Source organism: Leptolyngbya sp. 'hensonii', assembly GCF_001939115.1.
In the GTDB taxonomy this organism is placed as follows: Bacteria; Cyanobacteriota; Cyanobacteriia.
The window spans coordinates 97,787-117,766 of sequence record NZ_MQTZ01000020.1 but is presented as its reverse complement, the minus strand read 5'-3'; the positions used below and the strand labels follow the sequence as shown (position 1 = coordinate 117,766).

General features: G+C 54.7%; 16 protein-coding genes. 11 read left to right on the top strand and 5 right to left on the bottom strand.

Going from position 1 to position 19,980, the window contains the following annotated elements; all coding sequences use genetic code 11:
• Positions 1–39 precede the first annotated feature (39 nt).
• From BST81_RS08400 to BST81_RS08385, 4 genes are all read right to left on the bottom strand, one after another.
• Positions 40–792, bottom strand: coding sequence for an isoprenyl transferase (locus BST81_RS08400; RefSeq protein ID WP_075598098.1), 753 nt, complete (start codon positions 790–792; stop codon positions 40–42).
• Complete coding sequence (cdaA, locus tag BST81_RS08395; protein WP_290439427.1) at positions 789–1,847, bottom strand: diadenylate cyclase CdaA; 1,059 nt, start codon at positions 1,845–1,847, stop codon at positions 789–791. Before cdaA ends, BST81_RS08400 begins: the two co-directional genes overlap by 4 nt.
• Before the next feature lie 28 nt (positions 1,848–1,875).
• Positions 1,876–3,291 carry a diaminopimelate decarboxylase gene (gene lysA, locus BST81_RS08390; RefSeq protein WP_075598096.1) on the bottom strand — a complete coding sequence of 472 codons (1,416 nt, stop codon included), beginning with the start codon at positions 3,289–3,291 and terminating at the stop codon, positions 1,876–1,878.
• A 73-nt stretch (positions 3,292–3,364) separates the two neighbouring features.
• Positions 3,365–4,456, bottom strand: a complete 1,092-nt coding sequence (locus tag BST81_RS08385) for a GUN4 domain-containing protein (RefSeq protein ID WP_171974698.1) — start codon at positions 4,454–4,456, stop codon at positions 3,365–3,367.
• 82 nt (positions 4,457–4,538) lie between these two features.
• Between BST81_RS08385 and rimI the strand changes: the two genes are divergently transcribed.
• Positions 4,539–5,117, top strand: a complete 579-nt coding sequence (gene rimI / locus BST81_RS08380; protein WP_253188161.1) for a ribosomal protein S18-alanine N-acetyltransferase — start codon at positions 4,539–4,541, stop codon at positions 5,115–5,117.
• A 166-nt stretch (positions 5,118–5,283) separates the two neighbouring features.
• A complete protein-coding gene (locus BST81_RS08375) occupies positions 5,284–7,755 on the top strand; it encodes an ATP-dependent Clp protease ATP-binding subunit (RefSeq protein ID WP_075598093.1) in 2,472 nt (823 codons plus the stop codon).
• Positions 7,756–7,877: 122 nt separating this feature from the next.
• Here BST81_RS08375 and BST81_RS08370 read toward each other — a convergent pair whose 3' ends face one another.
• Positions 7,878–8,279: a response regulator transcription factor gene (locus BST81_RS08370; protein ID WP_075598092.1), complete on the bottom strand. Its 402-nt coding sequence runs from the start codon at positions 8,277–8,279 to the stop codon at positions 7,878–7,880.
• A 250-nt stretch (positions 8,280–8,529) separates the two neighbouring features.
• Between BST81_RS08370 and BST81_RS08365 the strand changes: the two genes are divergently transcribed.
• The 9 genes from BST81_RS08365 to BST81_RS08325 all read left to right on the top strand — a co-directional run bounded on the left by BST81_RS08365 (position 8,530) and on the right by BST81_RS08325 (position 19,970).
• A complete protein-coding gene (locus tag BST81_RS08365; protein ID WP_083636734.1) occupies positions 8,530–9,900 on the top strand; it encodes a glycosyltransferase in 1,371 nt (456 codons plus the stop codon).
• 93 nt (positions 9,901–9,993) lie between these two features.
• On the top strand, positions 9,994–11,532 hold the full coding sequence (locus BST81_RS08360) for a hypothetical protein (RefSeq protein WP_075598091.1): 1,539 nt from the start codon (positions 9,994–9,996) through the stop codon (positions 11,530–11,532).
• 7 nt (positions 11,533–11,539) lie between these two features.
• Positions 11,540–12,721, top strand: coding sequence for a glycosyltransferase family 4 protein (locus BST81_RS08355; protein ID WP_075598090.1), 1,182 nt, complete (start codon positions 11,540–11,542; stop codon positions 12,719–12,721).
• A 14-nt stretch (positions 12,722–12,735) separates the two neighbouring features.
• The gene (locus tag BST81_RS08350) at positions 12,736–14,595 is read left to right on the top strand and encodes a hypothetical protein (RefSeq protein ID WP_075598089.1); all 1,860 of its coding nucleotides are present in this window, start codon (positions 12,736–12,738) and stop codon (positions 14,593–14,595) included.
• Between the two features lie 118 nt (positions 14,596–14,713).
• The gene (locus tag BST81_RS08345; protein ID WP_075598088.1) at positions 14,714–15,772 is read left to right on the top strand and encodes an MraY family glycosyltransferase; all 1,059 of its coding nucleotides are present in this window, start codon (positions 14,714–14,716) and stop codon (positions 15,770–15,772) included.
• A gap of 81 nt (positions 15,773–15,853) precedes the next feature.
• A complete protein-coding gene (locus BST81_RS08340) occupies positions 15,854–17,062 on the top strand; it encodes a glycosyltransferase (protein ID WP_075598087.1) in 1,209 nt (402 codons plus the stop codon).
• Complete coding sequence (locus BST81_RS08335; RefSeq protein WP_075598086.1) at positions 17,059–18,255, top strand: glycosyltransferase; 1,197 nt, start codon at positions 17,059–17,061, stop codon at positions 18,253–18,255. The genes BST81_RS08340 and BST81_RS08335 overlap by 4 nt, the downstream gene beginning before the upstream one ends.
• A 47-nt stretch (positions 18,256–18,302) precedes the next feature.
• Positions 18,303–19,076, top strand: a complete 774-nt coding sequence (locus tag BST81_RS08330; RefSeq protein WP_075598085.1) for a glycosyltransferase family 2 protein — start codon at positions 18,303–18,305, stop codon at positions 19,074–19,076.
• Between the two features lie 36 nt (positions 19,077–19,112).
• Positions 19,113–19,970 carry a lysophospholipid acyltransferase family protein gene (locus BST81_RS08325; protein ID WP_075598130.1) on the top strand — a complete coding sequence of 286 codons (858 nt, stop codon included), beginning with the start codon at positions 19,113–19,115 and terminating at the stop codon, positions 19,968–19,970.
• Positions 19,971–19,980: the final 10 nt, after the last annotated feature.

Below are 19,980 nucleotides of genomic sequence, written 5' to 3'. Positions count from 1 at the left end.
TACATGTAACGTCTGTCCAAGTCATTTGAATCGATAGGATTAATTGACTTTGCCAAATCGCCGATCGCGCTGCTGATAGGCACAGAGCGCCCGGTGAAATTCAGCCCGATCGAAATCAGGCCACAGGGTATCACTGACATAAAGTTCCGAATAGGCGATCTGCCAGAGCAGAAAATTACTCACCCGCATTTCACCGCTGGTGCGAATCATCAGGTCAGGATGACAGGTGCCTACCGTATATAGATGCTGCTCAAACAGCGCCTCGTTGATATCTTCAGGCTGGAGCTTCCCCTGCTGCACCTTGGTCGCAATCTCCCGGCAGACTTGAATGATTTCCTGCCGTCCACCATAGTTGGTTGCAACTGTAAACTGGATGCCCTGGTTGTGCTGCGTCAGATTCATGGAGCGGTAGATTTCCGTTTGCAACGTCCCTGGCAAGGAAGTTAGATTACCCACAAATTTAATTCGCACATCTTCCGAGATCAGTTCATCAATTTCCTGACGGATCACCCGCTCAAACAGCATCATCAGAAATTCCACCTCTTCCAGGGGCCGCCCCCAATTCTCTGTGGAAAAGGCATAGGCGGTCAGAGCCTGAACGCCCCAATCTTTGCAACAACGCAATAATTCTTTTAATGCATCCACCCCACGCCGATGCCCCATAATCCTGGGCAAACCCTGACGTTTTGCCCAGCGGCCATTCCCATCCATAATCACGGCCACATGTCGAGGGAGTTTTTCCCGTTCCAGATCAGCGGGCAGGTCTCGCAAAACAGTTGGTTTGACAGTCATTTTTTCTCTCGAGGGGCTGATGAGGGCAGACGGAACAAATGCAAAAGCAACGCTAATCCTCTAGAACCAATTCGCCGACCAAAATTTCGTAAATCGGTCGTTACCGTTTCCCGGTCAACAGACTGGGAGAATCGAGTATCCAATATTTCCTTCAGTTTACTGCTGGTTAGAGGCCGATTCAGGGTTCCCCGTTCAGCCAGGGAGATGGAGCCTGTCTCTTCAGAAACGACCAGACAGATGCAGTTCTCTACCCGTTCTGTAATCCCCATGGCCGCCCGATGACGGGTTCCCAATTGTCGAGAAGCTGTTCGTTCTGATAGGGGAAGAATGACACCAGCAGCCACAATTCGTGAATCCCGAATCCAAACTGCTCCGTCATGCAAAAGAGTGGTGGTCTGAAAAATAGTCTGGAGCAACTCTTTAGACAGTTCTGCATTCAGTTTGACCCCTGGTACAGAGAAATCTCGTTCATCGATCGGTCCATCTGTTTCCAGCACCATCAACGCCCCAGTCCGGTTCTGGGAAAGTTCCTTCACCGCATCCACAATCTCATCAATCACACTATCCGGTTTAGGGTTCACCCGTCGGGAAGGCTGGAAGAGCTGGCGGATCTCGCCCCGACCCAATTGCTCCAGAAAGCGCCGGAATTCGGATTGCAAAATCAGGGCCATGGCTACGGCGGCCCCGATAACCAGGCTATTCAGCACAAAACTCAACAGCTTCAGTTCCAGGCTGCGGCTGATCGCTGCTCCCAGCATCAACACAATCAGGCCTCGTACCATCCATAACGTGCGTCGCTCACCAATGACGACCAGCACCATATAGGTGAGCACCAGGACTAAGCCAATATCAATCGTGTGAAGCAGGATGGTCCTGGTCTGTTCAGGATTGGTCAGCCACTGCTTCCACCAATCTCCCATGAGAAAAGCAGGATGAAGGATGAAAAAACTCTGATTGTAATGATGGATTTTATGCGTGAAGTGTTGCCTTTGCAAAGACGATGAACGATGAAGAGAGGCTATCCACTTGGCAATGATCAATTCATCGTTCGTCATGCATTATTCTGGCCCCATTCCCATCCTCTTACAGGTCATCCTTAAACTTCAGCCTCTCTGGAATCCGATCTTGACGAATCAAATCCTGGTAAGTTTCCCGCTGCAAAATCAGGTTGGCTTCTCCAGAACGGACGACAACTGCCGCTGGCCGGGAAAGACGATTGTAATTAGAAGCCATACTGTAATTGTAGGCTCCGGTCGCCATCACAACGAGAACATCTCCGGCTTCCGTGGCGGGCAATTTTGCCTCTTTAATCAGAATATCTCCCGATTCACAATGCTTCCCAGCGATCGTCACGGTTTCCGTCAACGGCTCTTGCATGCGATTGGCCACCACAGACCGATAGAGGGATTGATAGGTAATTGGGCGTGGGTTATCAGACATCCCCCCATCAACGGTCACATAGGTACGAATCTCAGGTACCGTTTTCTGGCTTCCCATCCGGTAGGCCGTCACGCAGGCTGTCCCAATCAGCGATCGACCCGGTTCACAGAGCAGGCGGGGCAAGGGAACGTTGTGGGCTTCGCAAGCTGCCACCATCGCCTGACTCACAACCTTTACCCAATCTGCAATACTCGGAGGATCATCCGCTTCAGTGTAGCGAATCCCCAACCCACCCCCAACGTTCAACTCCTGAACCGGCAACCCATAGTGAGCCGCCTTACTCAGCCATTGAACCAGCACAGCAGCCAGGTCATTGTGGGGCTGTAATTCAAAAATCTGAGAGCCAATATGGGCATGTAGGCCGATGCAATTGAATCCTGGTTGCTCACTGATAAACTGGAAGACTTCTTCCAACTGGTTGGGATCGAAACCAAACTTGCTGTCTAGGTGCCCCGTGCGAATGTATTCGTGGGTATGGCACTCGATCCCCGGCGTCAGGCGAATCATAATCCGAACCGGGTCCATGTGATGACCCGACCCCGTCAGACTGACCAGATTCTGGAGATCAAACCAGTTATCTACCACGATCGTGCTGCCTGCCTCGATCGCCAGTTGCAGTTCTTCCAGTGCCTTGTTGTTCCCATGCAGGTAAATCTTCTCAGGGCTAACCCCAGCCTGCAATGCCGTGTAGAGTTCTCCCCCAGAAACCACATCCAGCCCCAATCCCTCACTGGCCACGATCGCACAAACGGCCAAACAGTTCCAGGCTTTAGAAGCATAGAGAACCTGAGACTCACCAGGATAGGACTGCTGCAGGGATTTCCGATACTGACTGCAGGTTGTGCGCAGGGTTTCCTCATCCAGAATATAAAGCGGGGAACCAAACTGCTGCACCAACGCTGGGACATCACAGCCACCAATTTCCAGGTGGCCAGCAGGGCTCAGTCGGGCTGTCAGGGGCATGAGCAACTGGTTGGGTGAGGGGGAACTGACCAAATCGGAGGAGGGCAGATATTGACAGCCAGAGTCTTCTAACCCTTGGGAGAAAGTCGAAACCATGCGAGGGCAACACCTTTAGCGATCGTGTCCAACAAAATTCATGCTATTCATTACAGTCTACAACTGACTGGGCTTATAGCCCACAGACCTGCAAACGAGCAAAGAATCGATCCCGGCTGAATCCTCCGGATAGTCGGGGGAAATGTCCAACGTTGACCTGACTGAGGGAAGTATCGTAAGCATAGGTTTTGTCCCGCCCGATCACAGCCGCAAACTTCCCCTGACTGGAAGAAGGGGCTCCAGGTATACTCATCCGATCCCAAATCTGGCGTTGGATGCTCAGGCCAAATCGGCCCCGACTGTAGCGACTCCAGAGTCGATCGACAGTCTGTAAATCCTGGCAGGGTAACTGGGCAAAATCTTGCAGACTAAAGAAATCAAAGGCACTCTGACGCCCCCCTGCAGCAGCCAGTTTAAGCTCTGTCTCAGTTCCAGCGAGAATCCATTCCTGATTTTTCAGCAGAATTTTTAGTCGGCTATAGTCAACGGCTCTCGCAGATTGCAATGGTACGGGATGGGTTTCTGGGGCGGGATCAGTCAGGCAGACTTTGGCTCGATGGAACAGCAAAATGGGGTTGAATCGCATCGTCAGCATGACCCCCGGTTGCCCATTGTCTACCAACGTCAAGCTGGGATATTGCCCAGGCGGAGCATCGAGAGAAAAGGGATACTGGGCATAAGCCACACTGGAGCCATTGGGCTTCAACCACCCCAAGCGAATTTGCATGGCCTTAAACGGATCGTACAAGGGTTCCGGATGGTTCAGCAGGTCAGCCCAGAGGCGTTGTTGCACACTGAGCCCAAACCGGTCCTGGCTGTATTGCACCCAGAGGCGATCGATCTCCTGCATGCTGTTACAGGGAACCTTCAACATGCGTTCGGGGGTGAGCCATCGGTCTTTGAAGTCATGCCCCTGTCTAGAGCCATTGGATGGAGACTGCTGTTCCACAGTCTGAGCCGCTTTCACCAACAGCCTATATGTTTCCTGGTCAGCTGCCTGCCACTTTTGCTGCTGCAGAAATTGTTCCAACCGACGGATAGAGTAGGAGATTGGGCAGGCTTGAGAATTCAGACGGCAGAGGAGTTGCGGGTAAATCCATGGAATCACAATCGAGGCTAGAAGTGCGATCGCCCCCAAAGCAAACAGGCCCAAGCATTTCATCATCCTGCGATTCATTGGAATCACCCTGGGCTTAGACGATGCCCATCAGTAATATAGAATATCGTCAACTCCATAATCCCCTGGTGTGAATCCCGAAGAACTCCCTATCCAGCTTCCAGTGCCTCTGGAAATAAAACCTGCTACTGCAGATATGCTCCCCCTGATTGTGGACCTGGACCAGCTTTGTCTGGGAGGACTCTGGACAATCGATGGCTATCAGCGAGAACTGGATAGCCCTAACAGCGATCTGCTGATTTTGCAGCGTCTGGATTCCCCTTCTGTAGTGGGTGTGGCCTGCGCCTGGGCCATCCTGGAGGAATGCCACATCACAGTCCTGGCGGTCCATCCCAGCTATCGCCAACGTGGATTGGGACAGGCTCTGCTCTATGACCTCCTGCTAGCCGCCCATAGGCGTGGTCTGGAAAGGGCCACCCTGGAAGTTCGAGTCTCCAATCAAGCTGCCCTTTCACTCTACACCCAGTTTGGCTTTCGGGAAGCGGGGCGGCGGCGACGCTATTATCAGGACACTGGAGAGGATGCCCTGATCCTGTGGCGCAGCCAATTACAGCATCCTAGCTTCCCCCAAGAGCTGACCCAGTGGCAACAGCGAATGCAGGAACGCTTCAACCGCAAGCAGGGGAGGATTGATCTCCAGTATGGATAAATTGACTACAGAAATTTCTCAAAGTCATGTGGCCGATCGTGAAGCGGGTCGCCGAAAACTGAGGTTCGAAACCTAGTCTTAACCTACTCGTTTGGTTAGGACTGCGCGGCATTTTTCCTGTGTTAGAATCAGCGTACCGGCACGCAGCAGGTGATAGGAACACGCCATGTTTGAACGCTTCACAGAGAAAGCCATTAAGGTCATTATGCTGGCCCAAGAGGAGGCCCGCCGTCTGGGTCACAACTTCGTGGGTACAGAACAGATCCTCCTGGGTCTGATTGGAGAAGGGACCGGCGTCGCCGCCAAAGTTTTGAAGTCTATGGGCGTTAACCTGAAAGATGCCCGGATCGAAGTTGAAAAAATTATTGGTCGGGGTTCTGGCTTTGTTGCGGTTGAGATTCCGTTCACGCCGCGAGCAAAACGAGTTCTAGAGTTGTCTCTGGAAGAAGCTCGTCAGCTTGGCCACAACTATATTGGGACAGAACATCTGCTTCTCGGCTTAATCCGGGAAGGAGAAGGGGTGGCAGCCAGAGTCTTAGAAAATCTGGGGGTTGATCTCTCCAAAGTACGGACCCAGGTCATCCGTATGCTGGGTGAGACGGCTGAGGTTTCGGCGACGCCCGGAGGGGGGCGGACCAAAACCCCAACCCTGGATGAGTTTGGCGCTAACCTGACTCAGATGGCTGCTGAAGGTAAGCTGGACCCTGTTGTCGGTCGTCAGAAAGAGATTGAACGGGTGATTCAGATTCTGGGTCGCCGGACTAAGAATAACCCGGTTCTGATTGGGGAGCCCGGTGTTGGGAAAACCGCGATCGCCGAAGGTCTGGCCCAGCGCATTGCCAACAATGATGTCCCCGATATTTTGGAAGAGAAGCGTGTCGTCACTCTGGATATTGGTCTGCTGGTCGCAGGGACCAAGTATCGAGGCGAATTTGAAGAGCGGCTCAAGAAAATCATGGATGAGATCCGCTCTGCGGGAAATGTCATCCTGGTGATTGATGAGGTCCATACCCTGATTGGAGCGGGTGCAGCAGAAGGGGCGATCGATGCGGCCAATATCCTGAAGCCAGCCCTGGCCAGGGGTGAGTTGCAATGTATCGGGGCGACAACCCTGGATGAGTACCGTAAGCACATTGAACGAGACGCAGCTCTGGAACGTCGTTTCCAGCCTGTCATGGTGGGCGAACCCACGGTTGATGAAACGATTGAGATCCTGCGGGGGTTGCGAGAGCGGTATGAGCAACACCATAAGCTGAAGATCTCTGATGCAGCTCTGGAAGCGGCTGCCAAATTATCTGATCGGTACATTTCTGATCGTTATCTGCCTGATAAGGCGATCGACTTAATCGATGAAGCTGGTTCCCGGGTCCGTCTGATTAATTCTCAATTGCCTCCGGCAGCGAAGGAACTGGATAAGCAACTGCGCCAGGTCTTGAAAGAAAAGGATGATGCCGTTCGGGCTCAAAATTTCGATCGGGCGGGCGAATTGCGCGATCGGGAAATGGAAATCAAGGCTGAAATCCGCGATATTGCCAAAAACAAGAAAGTGGACAGCGGCAACGGGGAAGATATGCCCGTTGTCGATGAGGAAGATATCGCCCATATTGTGGCCTCCTGGACAGGTGTGCCGGTGAATAAGCTAACTGAATCCGAATCAGAGAAGTTGCTTCACATGGAAGACACGCTGCACCAGCGATTAATCGGCCAGGAAGAAGCCGTCAAGGCAATTTCTCGCGCCATTCGGCGGGCTCGTGTAGGTCTGAAGAATCCGAATCGACCGATCGCCAGCTTTATCTTCTCCGGTCCTACTGGGGTAGGTAAAACTGAGTTGGCTAAGGCTCTGGCTTCCTACTTCTTTGGCTCTGAAGATGCGATGATTCGCCTCGACATGTCCGAGTACATGGAACGCCACACCGTTTCCAAACTGATTGGTTCGCCACCGGGCTATGTGGGTTACAACGAAGGGGGCCAGTTAACAGAAGCAGTTCGCCGTCGTCCCTATACGGTCGTCCTCTTTGATGAAATTGAGAAGGCCCACCCGGATGTGTTCAACATGTTGTTGCAGATCCTGGAAGATGGCCGTCTGACAGATGCAAAGGGCCGCACTGTAGACTTCAAGAACACCTTACTGATTATGACCTCAAACATCGGTTCCAAGGTAATCGAGAAGGGTGGCGGTGGCCTTGGCTTCGAGTTCTCATCGGGGGATCAGGCAGAGTCTCAGTACAATCGGATTCGTTCTCTCGTGAACGAAGAACTGAAGCAGTACTTCCGTCCAGAATTCCTCAATCGTCTGGATGAGATTATCGTCTTCCGTCAACTGTCGAAGGACGAGGTCAAGCAGATTGCCGACATCATGCTCCGGGAAGTGTTCAACCGTCTGATGGAACAGGGCATTACGCTGGAAGTGTCAGAGCGCTTTAAGGAACGCCTGGTTCAAGAAGGGTACAACCCCAGTTATGGAGCCAGACCCTTGCGTCGGGCGATTATGCGTCTCCTGGAAGATGTCCTGGCAGAGGAGATCCTCTCAGGCCGCGTCAAAGATGGCGATACTGCTGTTGTAGACGTGGATGATGAGGGGCAGGTCAAGGTTCTTCCTGGCCAGAAGCGAGAGCTATTGCCCCAGGCAGTCGATTGAAATTGATCTAACCCAATTTGCAAGTGGTAGGGGAATATCTCCCCTACCACTTTTTTTGACAGATTAGTTTTTGACAGATTAGTTTTTGGCCTCTGGGAACTGCTATGGGATAGGCTGGAGATTTACCGGGAATTCACCCGGAAAAACCGTCGAATGCGAGCCATCAACTCCTGTGGGCGAAAGGGTTTAACAATATAGTCGTCCACACCGGCATCAAACGCTTCAACTGCAGATTGCTCCGTATTTGTTGCCGTCAACATGACAATTGGAACTTGCTGCCAGCTCGTCTGGCACCGAATATGCTCCAGAAGTTCCAAGCCATCCATATAGGGCAGCATCCTATCCAACAAAACCAGATGCGGCGGTGGAGACTGGTTAATCAAGTCGTAAGCTTCCTGACCATCTCTAGCAATCTGAGGACTGTATCCTTCCCGCTTTAATAAGAACGCAATCAAACTTGCTGCAACAATGTCATCTTCAATGAGCAAAATATGTCGTTCCTGCTGCTCTTTCACCCCTGGCATGACCTATTCCTCTCCCTGTAAGACGCTCCGTTAATTCTCAATCAGGCATGAACTGAAGGTGCCGAGGATATCCCGCCCTCCCCTTCCTGGTTGCATCCCCCTGAAGTTGGGATTGCTAATGTAAAGACTTTATCGATCAATTATGAATTTTTTGTGGTCATCTCAATTTTTTTGAAAAGAGGCCATACGCAAACGTGATCACAATCCCCTCTACCGGACAGTAAAAGTAACCGCTGTTCAGGAGACCGAAATGGGACTTCAAACACGACCATCCATCACAGAGACACAGACAATCCGTCATGGCACCAATCAGCGATCGCAACGACGAGTGCTGATCGTCAGCCCCCACTTTCCCCCCACCAATGCCCCCGACCATCAGCGGATTCGGGTGGCCCTCCCCTACCTGCAAGAGTTAGGCTGGGAAGCTCAGATTCTGGCTGTCCGCCCCGATGAGGTGCCCCATCCCCAGGACCCGGATCTGGAACGGGCCATCCCGGAGGGATTACCCATCACTCGCACGGGCGCACTCCCCAGCCGATGGACCCGGCAGCTCGGTCTGGGTGGAGTTGGCTGGCGCTGCTGGCTGGATTTCAAACGAGCTGGCGATCGACTCCTAGCAACTCAACCCTTTGATCTGGTATTCTTCTCGACCACCATTTTCCCAGTTATGACTCTGGGCCCAATCTGGCAAAAACAGTTTGGCGTCCCCTACGTGCTGGATTTTCAGGATCCCTGGCTGACGGACTATCAACATCGGCCCCAGGTTAGCCCCCCCGGCGGACGCTTCAAGTACGGGATGATTCAGGCCCTGGCCCGAATCTCTGAACCCTATGCAGTCCGCTCAGCCAATCACATTTTGAGCGTTTCCCCCACCTATCCCCAGACATTACAGCAACGCTACCCCCAGCTCAGGGAGGAGCAATTCACAGTCCTTCCCTTTGGGGCTCCGGAGCAGGATTTTGCCCGACTTCCTGAGCTGGGTATTCGGCAGTCTATTTTCGATCCCAAGGATGGCAAACGGCACTGGGTCTATGTGGGGCGTGGAGGAGCAGATCTGGCGATCGCCCTACGGGCCTTGTTTGCGGCAATTCACCAGGAACGAGATCGAGCTCCCCATCTCTGGCAAGCAGTGCACCTGCATTTTGTGGGCACCAGCTATGCTCCGCCCCCGCTGGCCGTCAAAACGATCGCGCCGATCTCTGCAGAGTATGGTTTAGCGGATATGGTCAGTGAGCATCCCTATCGCATTCCTTACTTTGAGGCTCAGCAATTGCTGGTGGAAAGTGATGCCATCCTGATGCTGGGGTCTGATAATCCCAGCTATACGGCTTCTAAGCTATACCCTGGTATTCTGGCCCGTAAACCGATTCTGGCAATTTTTCATGGTCAAAGTTCGGTGGTGGAGATTCTGCAGCGATGTGAAGCAGGCACGGTGATTCCTTTTACGCCAGAAGAAAATCTGGAGAGGGTTGTACAGCGGGTGATTCCGTCTTTGAAATCCCTTTTACAACAAACTGAATCCCATTACCCTGAAACCAACTGGGAGGCTTTTCGGCCTTATTCAGGTTATGAGATGACACGGCGGCTCTGTGGGATGTTCGATCGGGTGGTGGAGGGATGAACCCCTGAGGCGCGGAGGTCGTGGAGAATTGGCCGGTTGAAGGGGTGAAGTGGCGAAAGGATGATCTAGGGCGTTCATGGTGAGGCCAGGGAAATGTCGGCGGCAGGAAAGAATCAACAGCTCTTGATCGCTTTCTGGATTGGTATCAGTTTACTTTTACTGGCCAATCTGGGTGAACTCCGGCAGGCTGAGGAGGGAACGGCAGTGGGGGCACTGATGATTGGCGCTGCTTGCATGTTCCCCATGTATCTCTGGTGTGCCGGGAAGGTTAAGGGGATGCCAGTTTTTCCTTTCTTTGCCCTAACTTATTTGTGGACGTTTTCCCTGCCACTTTTGAGCGAGAATCCCAACGTTTTAATGTATTCCTCGGCGGCTCATTTCTATGCCGCCTTTTGTACCGTCATTTTTCTGGGGTCTGGTACGCTAGTCTGGTGGCAACTGGTCCGGACTCCCTGTCCCATTTCTACTCCCTACCATGCCCTGCAAACCAGCAAAGCTGAGAATTTTTTCTTTGGGGTTCTGGTGGCGGGTGTGCTGCTCAATATGTATATCCTGGGAGGATGGTTCAGTCTCTCTGGGGGCATGTTGGCCTTGATTCGAGGCATTATCTTTGGCCTCAGTCTACTAGGGATCTTCGTTTTGTGTTATCGCTGTGGTGCAGGTCAGTTAACCCGGCTGAAGTCCCAACTGCTGCTGTTCCTGGTTGCCCTGTACATTTTGACCAGTGCCGCCACCCTGATTCTGAAAACGGCCTTGACAGTCTTCCTACTGGCAACGGTGGCTTATGTAGTGGGTGGGCGTAAGATTCCTGTTCTACCTTTGTTCCTGGGACTGCTGATGCTGCTGCCGCTACATTATGGCAAGCATCCCATGCGGGACAAATACTGGAATGGTCCTGGAAAACACTATGTTCAACCCTGGGAATATCCGGCCTGGTTTCAAGAATGGGCCGGTCATGCAGCAGACCACTTTACCCACACCCCTTCCCGATATGATCCGCCTGAGGAGAAGCGGGAGTCTTTTGTCGAACGGTCCAGTCTGATCCACATGCTGATGATGGCCCAGACCAAGATTCCAGAACCCTATCCCTACATGGAAGGGGCCACCTACGGCATCATTCCCCAACTGTTCATGCCGCGCTTCATGAATCCCAACAAAATCCGGAGCCATGAAGGCACCCACATGCTGAATATCCATATTAAGCGGCAAACCTATCAGGATACATTGCGGACCACGATCGCCTGGGGATTATTACCGGAAGCCTATGCTAATTTTGGCGTCATGGGTTGTGCGGGTGTCGGCATGTTCCTGGGGGCGTTTTATGGCCTGGTCACCCGGATTGGCTTTGGCACTCCTACCTTTTCAGCTCGGTCTCTATTGGGTGTACTCATTCTCAGTCTGGCTCTGGCCTCTACCGAGTGGACGGCTGGCGTTTATGTTGCCACCCTGTTTCAATCCTCAGTGCCTCTGCTGGCCATGCGGTTTATTTTCATGAAGATCTATCGAAACCGCAAAAAGCGCAAACCTGGGATCCAGCGATATAAGATTGTTGGCCTTTCCCCTGCTCACCCTCCGGAAGAGGATACAGCGGTTGAAAACTGCGAAGCATCTCATCAATTGAAGATTACCTGAACTGCTGATGCTAAAACTTGCAATTATTACGTCCCACCCGATTCAGTACTACGCGCCCTGGTTTCGCTATTTAGCCCAGCAACGCGATCTCTCGATTCGGGTCTTTTATTTGTGGGATTTCGGGGTTACTCAACAGGTCGATCGGGAGTTTCAACAATCTTTCCAGTGGGATATTCCCTTGCTCTCCGGCTATGACTTTGAGTTTGTGCCCAATGTCAGCCAGCATCCCGGCACTCAGAATATCTGGGGGCTACAAAATCCAACGCTGATGCAGCAAATCCGCCAATATGGACCTGATGCCATTCTCCTGATGAATTACAACTTTGCCAGTCTGTACCGCCTGATGTGGTCCTGGAAAGAGACTCCCCTGCTGTTTCGGGGAGATTCCCATCGCCTGCTGCCCCAGCAGGGGCTAAAAGCCTGGGCCCGCAGACAATGGATTTCCAGGGTGTATCAGCAATTTGCTGCCTGTCTCTACGTGGGTGAGGCCAATCGGGGATACTTTCGCTATCACGGGGTTCCAGACGATCGGCTCTTCTTTTCTCCCCATGCGATCGAGACCGATCGCTTCTTCGCTCAATCAAAGGTTGCCACCCAGGAAGCTCAGCGCTGGAAGCAAGAATTGGGCATTCCAGCCCATCATCAGGTGATTCTGTTTGCTGGGAAATTTATTCTGAAAAAACGTCCCCTGGATCTCTTACAGGCATTTTTGCGGGCGAATCTTACTGATGTTTCTCTCCTGCTGGTGGGTTCGGGAAACCTGGAGTCGGAGCTGCGAACTCAAGCCGCTCACCATCCCCAGGTTTACTTCGCCCCTTTCCAGAATCAGAGTCTGATGCCCCGCACCTATGCGATCGCGGATCTGTTTGTCCTGCCCAGTTACGGTCCCGACGAAACCTGGGGACTGGCTGTCAACGAGGCCATGTGCCTGGGGAAACCGATTCTGGTCAGTGACCATGTGGGCTGTGCCGCCGATCTGGTCCATCCCAACCAGAATGGACTGATTTTTCCAGCGGGCGATCGGGCTGCCCTGGCCGATCGATTGCGCGAGGCATTTGCCGATCGGGCTCGGCTGCAGGTCTGGGGAGAATCCAGTCGTGAGCGGATTCAGCAGTACAGCTATGCCCAAGCCACAGCCGGATTGATGCAGGCGTTATCCTGGACCCAGACCCAATTCTCAAAATTCTAGACTCAGGGCTTGGCATGCAACACCGGATGCTCTTGCGCCGCTTTATTCTGATCCTCCTGCTGGGCCTGCTGGCCTGGACCGGAGCAGTCTGCGCCGAGATCCTCTCCCCTTTCCATAGTCCAGTTCAGGCCCGATCGATCCCCCGCCCTGAAGCCGAGGAACTGGCCCTACAGCAGCGAGGACTGGCCCTGAGACAGCATCTGGCCGCAACAGATCTGAATGGGTTGAACACTTGGTGGCGGCAGCGCCACATTCCCGACCCCCACAAATATCTGCTGCCGGTAATTCTGGCCCGCCTAAGTTTACCTGGCCAGTACGACCCCCAGCCCAGTTGGGCGATTCTGGCGCAATTAGATCGGGAAATCCGCAGCCTTTACCATTTCCGCAGCGTATTCGACGTGCGGTTGTTTTTCCAGTTCCGATCCCAGATGCCAGCCTCAGTGGTGGCCTCCTACCGCAGCATGGTCGCCCCCGATCGCATCCAAGCCTGGAGTGATCAGGGCACGGAAAATCATATGTTCATGCAGCGGGTATCCGGGTTGGCTCTGATGGATGGGAGTGGCTGGCCCATTCCCCTACCCGCCATTCCGGCCACCCAGGAAGCCTGGTTACGATCGGAAATTAACAAGTTTTTGACGATCGGCCAGGGAGAATTCCATTCCTCCACCTACTATGGCTACTCCATCTCCAGTCTGCTGAACCTCTACGACTTTGCCCGCACCCCGGAACTGAAACAACTGGCTCAGGCTGGCCTCGACTGGTTCGCCACCAATATGGCCCTCCGACTCAGTTGGGGAACCGCCGGGGGAGCCGAGAGCCGAGGCTTCGATCAGGGCACCTGGGACGGGAGTGGACTGGCAGCCGTAGCCTGGGTCTGGTGGGGAGACGATCCCACAACCGCCCGACGCATGCCCGCAAACATCGCCCGTGTCGCCCTTAACGCCACATTGAGCCAGTATCGTCCGCCGCGACAGCTCGCTGCGATCGCCCGCAAGCAGATACCCCTGCCCTTCCAACTCCGAGCCAGTCATCCCGCCTACTACAGCTACCATGCAGACAACCAGTTCTGGGAAACCTTTTATATCACCCCCGACTACAGTCTGGGCACCTTGCTCATCCCCCATCGCTCTTACCAGACTAGCGGCACCATCAACGCCCAATACACCCCTTACAAGCTCGTCATCCGCGATCCAGCAGGAGCCAAGAATGCGGTCATCAGGCTGGGGGGAACTTTCCACAGTCCTCTGGTTCAGGGAGCCTCTCCGGGCGATCAGGTTGTGCAGGAGCGGGGAGCTGTCCTTTACCAGCTCCAGTTAACAACCCAGGACAAGGCTGCGGGCGTACCGTCCCGCACCCACCTGGTTTTGCCAGTCCGGTATGGTCCCCCACAACGATACAGAGACTGGTATCTCTGGCGGATTGAACGGACCTGGTTCTGTGCCCGTCCCTGGGGCGAGACCCTCACCCACCTCTCCCCACTGACCGAAAAAAACCCAGCCGTTCAGGCCCTCGTCGCCACCGGTGATCAAATAGCCTGGGTGACGGATGTAGCCTCTGTCGAGGATTATCCTACCTTCGCCCATCTAACCCGTGCCCTCGATCGCAGCCGCATTGACGATCGCCACTGGTCCGATCGGGGACAGTTGAGCTACATCAGCCTTGCGGGCGATCGCCTGGAAATGACCTACAACCCCACGGGAGGAATTGCTCAGGCCCGCATCAACGGCAAATTTCGGCAGTTACAAAACTGGGATTTGTTAGCCAGTCCCTATGTCACTGCCCCTTTAAAGCAGGGGATATTATCGATCAGACTGCCCCAGCAATCGCCCTGGTGCTGGACTGTCACACCAACGGGACCAAAAACCAGATGCTGATTCGCACTGCATTCTCCGTTCACATACATTGCTTAAAAAGTTCAACTGATCAGCAAACATGATCGCCAACAGAGGGCTTCGACACTAAGGACATAGGTTCTGAATACCAAGGTTCCCTATGGTCGTCCTCACAGTTTTCTCCACTGCCCTCCTGCTCACCCTGCTGATCACTCCCCTCGTGCGTCAGATCGGACTAACGCTGGGATGGGTCGATCGACCCGGTGAGCGCAAACTCCACCAACAATCTATGGTCCGGATTGGGGGGGTTGCGATCGCCACCGGTACCCTGATCGCCCTGCTGTTGATCGGGCAGCTAGGGGCTCCCCTATTTGAATCAAGGGTATTTCTGGGAGTCATCCTGGGCAGCATCGGCTTCTTCACGATCGGCCTGGCGGATGATGTGCTGAACCTTCCCCCCGTGACCCGGCTGTTGCTCCAGGCTGTGGCCGCTGGCGTGGCCTGGAGTCTGGGAGTCCGCCTGGAAGCCGTTCCCATGCCAGGAATCGGATTGGTCTCTGTCGGCATCTTGAGCCTGCCCATCACCTTCCTCTGGCTGGCCGGGGTGGCCAATGCTATCAACTGGATGGATGGCCTAGATGGGCTAGCTGCTGGGATGAGCACAATCGTCGCCCTGACGCTCTCCATGCTGTGCCTGGGTCAGCATTCTGGTCCGATCGCCCTGATTGCAATGGCCCTGGCCGGAGCTGGCCTGGGCTTCCTGCGATACAACGCTACCCCAGCCCGCATTTTCATGGGGGATGGCGGCTCTTACTTCATCGGCTTTTTGCTGGCTGCCGTCAGCGTCTCTGGTGTGATGACAACCCAGAGCTTCACTGCGGTCCTTCTGCCCTATGTAGCTCTGGCCGTACCAGTCCTGGACATGCTCCTGGTAATTGTCTCCCGGGTACTGGACGGCAAATCCCCCCTGTTTGCAGATCAGCGTCACCTGCATCATCGACTGCTGCGCTTCGGGTTTTCCCGGCCTGCGACGGTCTGGCTGATGTACGGGTTAACCCTCTGGGCCGGGATGAGTGCGATCGTCCTTTCCTTTAGCCCCCTGGGCTGGTTGGGGGTAATGGGTGTACTGGCTCTACTGGGTTGTTCTTATCTGGTGTCGGGCTCTGATCCGAAGGGTTCGCTCGAAATCAATCGCACCCATAACCGTGTCCCAATCTGAATCGGAATTTTGCCCGGCCTTGATGCATGAATCGCAATCAATCGCGCTTCTACGGATCCACCCACGTCAATCGAAATTCTAATGATGATGCATTCCCCTCTGATTCATTTCTGGGCTCCTGGATTGTTTGATTTCAAGGGCGGTATCCAGGTCTATTCCCAGTTCCTGCTGCAGGCGTTGCAGGAGGTCTATCCCCAGGCTCGCTACGAAGTTTTTCTGATGCACGATCGCCAGCCTGTGGTCCTGACAACACCCAATGTGCGGTTCCATTGTTTCGGTCATCTTCCATCCCGCCTGCGGAAGGTGATCTATGCTGCCAGTCTGATCCAGACCGGATGGCACCAACGACCGGATCTGGTGCTGACGACTCATCTTAATTTCACCCGAGCAGCGGCTCAACTGAAACGACTGACGGGGACGCCCTACTGGACGGTGGCCCACGGCTTCGAAGCCTGGAATGTGCAGCAGCCCTCCCTGCGAAAGGCACTGACTGGGGCAGATCGGATTTTGGGGGTGAGCAGCTACACCTGCGATCGCCTGTTACAAGAGCAAAACCTGGCGATTCACCAGGTCGATCGGCTACCCAATACCTTCGAGGCCGATCGCTTCCGGATTGCCCCTAAACCAGCTCACCTGCTGCAACGTCATGGCCTGCAACCCAACCAGCCGGTCATTCTCACCGTCAATCGGCTGGCTGCGGGGGAACCCTTCCACAGCTACGACCAGATTCTGGCGGCCCTGCCCCAGATCCGGCAGATGTTGCCGGAAGTGCATTACCTGATTGTGGGCAAAGGGGACGATCGACCTCGGCTGGAACGGCTGATTGCCGAGCGACAACTGCAGGATTGTGTCACCCTGGCCGGTTTCATCTCCGATACGGAGCTACCGGACTACTACAATCTCTGTGACCTGTTCGCCATGCCCAGCACCCTGGAAGGGTTTGGCATTGTCTATCTGGAAGCCCTGGCCTCTGGAAAGCCGGTACTGGGTGGGCTGGATGGGGCGATCGATGCCCTGGAGCAGGGCCGCCTGGGAGCCTTGGTAGACCCACACGACATCCCTGCCATCAGTCAGACGCTAACACAAATTCTGCAGGGCACCTATCCGAATCCCCTCCTATATCAACCCATGGCCCTACGAAAAGCTGCGATTCAGAGCTTTGGCAAAGCTGCCTTCCGGCAAACCCTGGCTGGTCTGCTGGCTACCTCCTCCCTGGGCAGAAAAGCCGCGCCGCAGCCCAAAGCCCTGGTTTCAAGCAACCTTGTCCAGTTCACATCCGAATCTCTATGAAAATTCTCCATGTGATTCCTTCGGTAGCCCCAGTCCGGGGTGGTCCCAGTCAGGCTGTCTTACAGATGGTGCGGGAGCTGCGATCTCAGGGGGTGGAGGCCGAGATTGCCACCACCAATGATGCTGGAGATGGCCTACTGGATGTGCCTCTGCACCAGCGGATTCTCTATACCGAGCCTGGCAGTTCCGGGGCAGCCGTCCCCGTGCGATTCTTCCCCCGCTATTCCCCCCCCATCGCCCCGGTGCGAGAGTTCGCTTTCTCTGCCAGTCTGACCCGATGGCTGGGCCATCATCTCGCCGCCTATGATCTGGTCCATGTCCATGCCATTTTCTCCTATCCCTCCACGGCAGCCATGGCGATCGCCCGAGGGCAGGGGGTTCCCTACATCGTCCGGCCTTTGGGCCAGCTCTGCCAATGGTCCCTAGATCAGGGACGGCGGAAAAAGCAACTTTACCTGGATCTGATGGAGCGTCAAAACCTCCAGGGGAGTCGGGCCATGCACTTCACCTCAGAACAGGAGTTGGGCGAAGCCAGATCCCTGAACCTGACCTCACCTGGCTTTGTCGTGCCCCACGGTCTCACCCTGCCCACCCCAATTCCAGAGGCCAGACAACAGTTACGGCAATCCCTGCAACTCCCTACCGATGAACCCGTGCTCCTGTTTATGTCTCGCCTGCACCCCAAAAAGGGACTGGAGTACCTGATTCCAGCCCTGGGAGAACTGAAGGCCCAGCGGTTCACCTTTGTCATTGCTGGCACTGGTGCAGCCGACTACGAAGCCGAGATCGATCGTTTATTAGCGGCCCATGGTCTGGCCGATCGCACCCGTCGAATTGGCTTCGCCAGCGGCGATCTGAAACAGTTGCTGCTCCAGGGCGCTGATTTATTTGCCCTACCCTCCCATTCCGAAAACTTTGGCATTGCGGTTCTGGAAGCACTGGCTGCCGGTCTACCGGCTCTAGTCACACCAGGGGTGGCCCTGGCTGACCTGATCCAGCGCCATAGCCTGGGCCTGGTGGTCCAGCAGGACCGTCAGGAGATTGCTGCTGCCCTCCAGCAGGGGTTGCAATATCCCCGCAAAATGCGCCGTATGGGCGATCGTGCCCGTCAGGTGGTGCGCCAGGAATTTACCTGGGAACGCATCGCCAGCCGCCTGATCCAGCAGTACGAAGGGGCCTATACCACCCTGTAAGTCCAGCCGTCCTCTTCCACGCCAACCTTACCCCCACCCGATTCACCATGCTAGACACCATCACTCCGGTTATTCTGACCTTTAACGAAGCCCCCAACCTCGATCGCACCCTGCGCCAGCTCGCCTGGGCCGACCGCATCATCGTCGTAGACAGCTACAGCACCGATGCCACCCTGGACATTCTAAAGCGTTATCCTCAAGTGGAGGTCTTTCAACGTCCGTTCCATACCCATGCCGATCAGTGGAATTTTGGGCTGCAGCAGGTAGAGAGCGACTGGGTGCTCTCCCTTGATGCCGACTATCGCTTAAGCAACGAACTGATTGCCGAGATGGATCGGTTGGATCCAGAAGCGGCGATCGCAGGCTACTTCATCCCCTTCAAGTACTGTGTGTTCGGCAAACCCCTGCGGGGCACCCTGCTCCCTCCACGGGCCGCCCTGTTTCAGCGTTTCAGGGCCACCTATATTGACGACGGTCATACCCAACTGCTCCAGGTGAATGGGGATTGCGCCACCCTGCAAGCGCCCATCTACCATGACGATCGCAAACCCCTGAGCCGCTGGCTCTGGGCCCAGGACCGTTACTCCCTCCTGGAAGTCCAGAAGTTGCAATCCACACCCACTGAGGCTTTGAGCTTGGGCGATCGACTACGGCGGAACAAGGTCGTTGCCCCCTTCGTGATCCTGGTTTACTGCCTGCTGGTGCATCGGGGTATTCTGGATGGTCCGGCTGGATGGTACTATGCCTTTCAGCGAGTTCTGGCAGAAATCCTTCTCTCCATTCGCCTGATTGAAGCAGAGCAACAGGGGATGGAAGGATGATTGCCCTGTGTTTCCCCATCCTGTTACGATGCCGCGATGCCCCACAAGATTAATCTGACCGATCGATCGGGCTGGTCCCTCGATCACCGCGACCCTCAAGTCATTCAATCCCTGATGCCAATCTGGGATTGGTTCTATCACATCTATTTTCGGGTTCGAACCAGTGGCTGGCACCATGTCCCTCCCCCTGGTCGGGTCATGTTTGTCGGCTCCCACAATGGGGGATTGGCCGCCCCAGATATGTTCATGATGATGTATGACTGGTTCCGCCGCTTCGGCCTAGACCGACCCATCTATGGACTCATGCATCCGAAGGTCTGGCAGATTGCTCCCCCGCTGGCAGACTTAGCCGTGCAGGCGGGGGCCGTCAAGGCCCATCCCAAAATGGCGATCGCGGCCCTGCGTCGAGACGCAGGCATCCTGGTCTACCCTGGCGGAGCCAGGGATGTATTCCGCCCCTATGGCATGCGGCACCAGATCTGTCTGGCAGGCAACCGCACCTTTATCCGAATTGCTCTGGAATATGAAGTCACGATCGTGCCGGTAATCGCCTCTGGAGCCCATGAAACGTTTCTCGTGCTGGCCGATCTCTACCAGCAAATGCGCCAACTTCATGCCTGGGGTATGCCCTGGATGCTGAATATCGATCCAGAGGTCTTCCCGGTCTATCTGGGACTGCCCTGGGGTCTTGCTTTCGGCCCTCTGCCCCACTTTCCCCTGCCCATGCAGATCCATACCCACATTTGCCCTCCCATCACTTTTCAGCAATATGGTCGGGCCGCCGCCTGCGATCGAGCCTATGTGGACGCCTGTTACAATCTGGTCTGCACCCAGATGCAGCAGGAAATGGATGCGCTGGCACAGGGGCAGATCAAACCAGAACTTATGGATTAAACCCAATCCG

Bases quoted from the DNA above. Each gene is read 5' to 3' on its own strand.
- BST81_RS08360 (WP_075598091.1), top strand. From the start codon at position 9,994: ATGTCGGCGGCAGGAAAGAATCAACAGCTCTTGATCGCTTTCTGGATT.
- lysA (WP_075598096.1), bottom strand. From the start codon at position 3,291: ATGGTTTCGACTTTCTCCCAAGGGTTAGAAGACTCTGGCTGTCAATAT.
- BST81_RS08370 (WP_075598092.1), bottom strand. From the start codon at position 8,279: ATGCCAGGGGTGAAAGAGCAGCAGGAACGACATATTTTGCTCATTGAA.
- BST81_RS08335 (WP_075598086.1), top strand. From the start codon at position 17,059: ATGAAAATTCTCCATGTGATTCCTTCGGTAGCCCCAGTCCGGGGTGGT.
- BST81_RS08355 (WP_075598090.1), top strand. From the start codon at position 11,540: ATGCTAAAACTTGCAATTATTACGTCCCACCCGATTCAGTACTACGCG.
- BST81_RS08385 (WP_171974698.1), bottom strand. From the start codon at position 4,456: ATGATGAAATGCTTGGGCCTGTTTGCTTTGGGGGCGATCGCACTTCTA.
- BST81_RS08340 (WP_075598087.1), top strand. From the start codon at position 15,854: ATGATGATGCATTCCCCTCTGATTCATTTCTGGGCTCCTGGATTGTTT.
- BST81_RS08365 (WP_083636734.1), top strand. From the start codon at position 8,530: ATGGGACTTCAAACACGACCATCCATCACAGAGACACAGACAATCCGT.
- BST81_RS08325 (WP_075598130.1), top strand. From the start codon at position 19,113: ATGCCCCACAAGATTAATCTGACCGATCGATCGGGCTGGTCCCTCGAT.
- BST81_RS08330 (WP_075598085.1), top strand. From the start codon at position 18,303: ATGCTAGACACCATCACTCCGGTTATTCTGACCTTTAACGAAGCCCCC.
- BST81_RS08350 (WP_075598089.1), top strand. From the start codon at position 12,736: ATGCAACACCGGATGCTCTTGCGCCGCTTTATTCTGATCCTCCTGCTG.
- BST81_RS08345 (WP_075598088.1), top strand. From the start codon at position 14,714: ATGGTCGTCCTCACAGTTTTCTCCACTGCCCTCCTGCTCACCCTGCTG.
- BST81_RS08375 (WP_075598093.1), top strand. From the start codon at position 5,284: ATGTTTGAACGCTTCACAGAGAAAGCCATTAAGGTCATTATGCTGGCC.
- BST81_RS08400 (WP_075598098.1), bottom strand. From the start codon at position 792: ATGACTGTCAAACCAACTGTTTTGCGAGACCTGCCCGCTGATCTGGAA.
- cdaA (WP_290439427.1), bottom strand. From the start codon at position 1,847: ATGACGAACGATGAATTGATCATTGCCAAGTGGATAGCCTCTCTTCAT.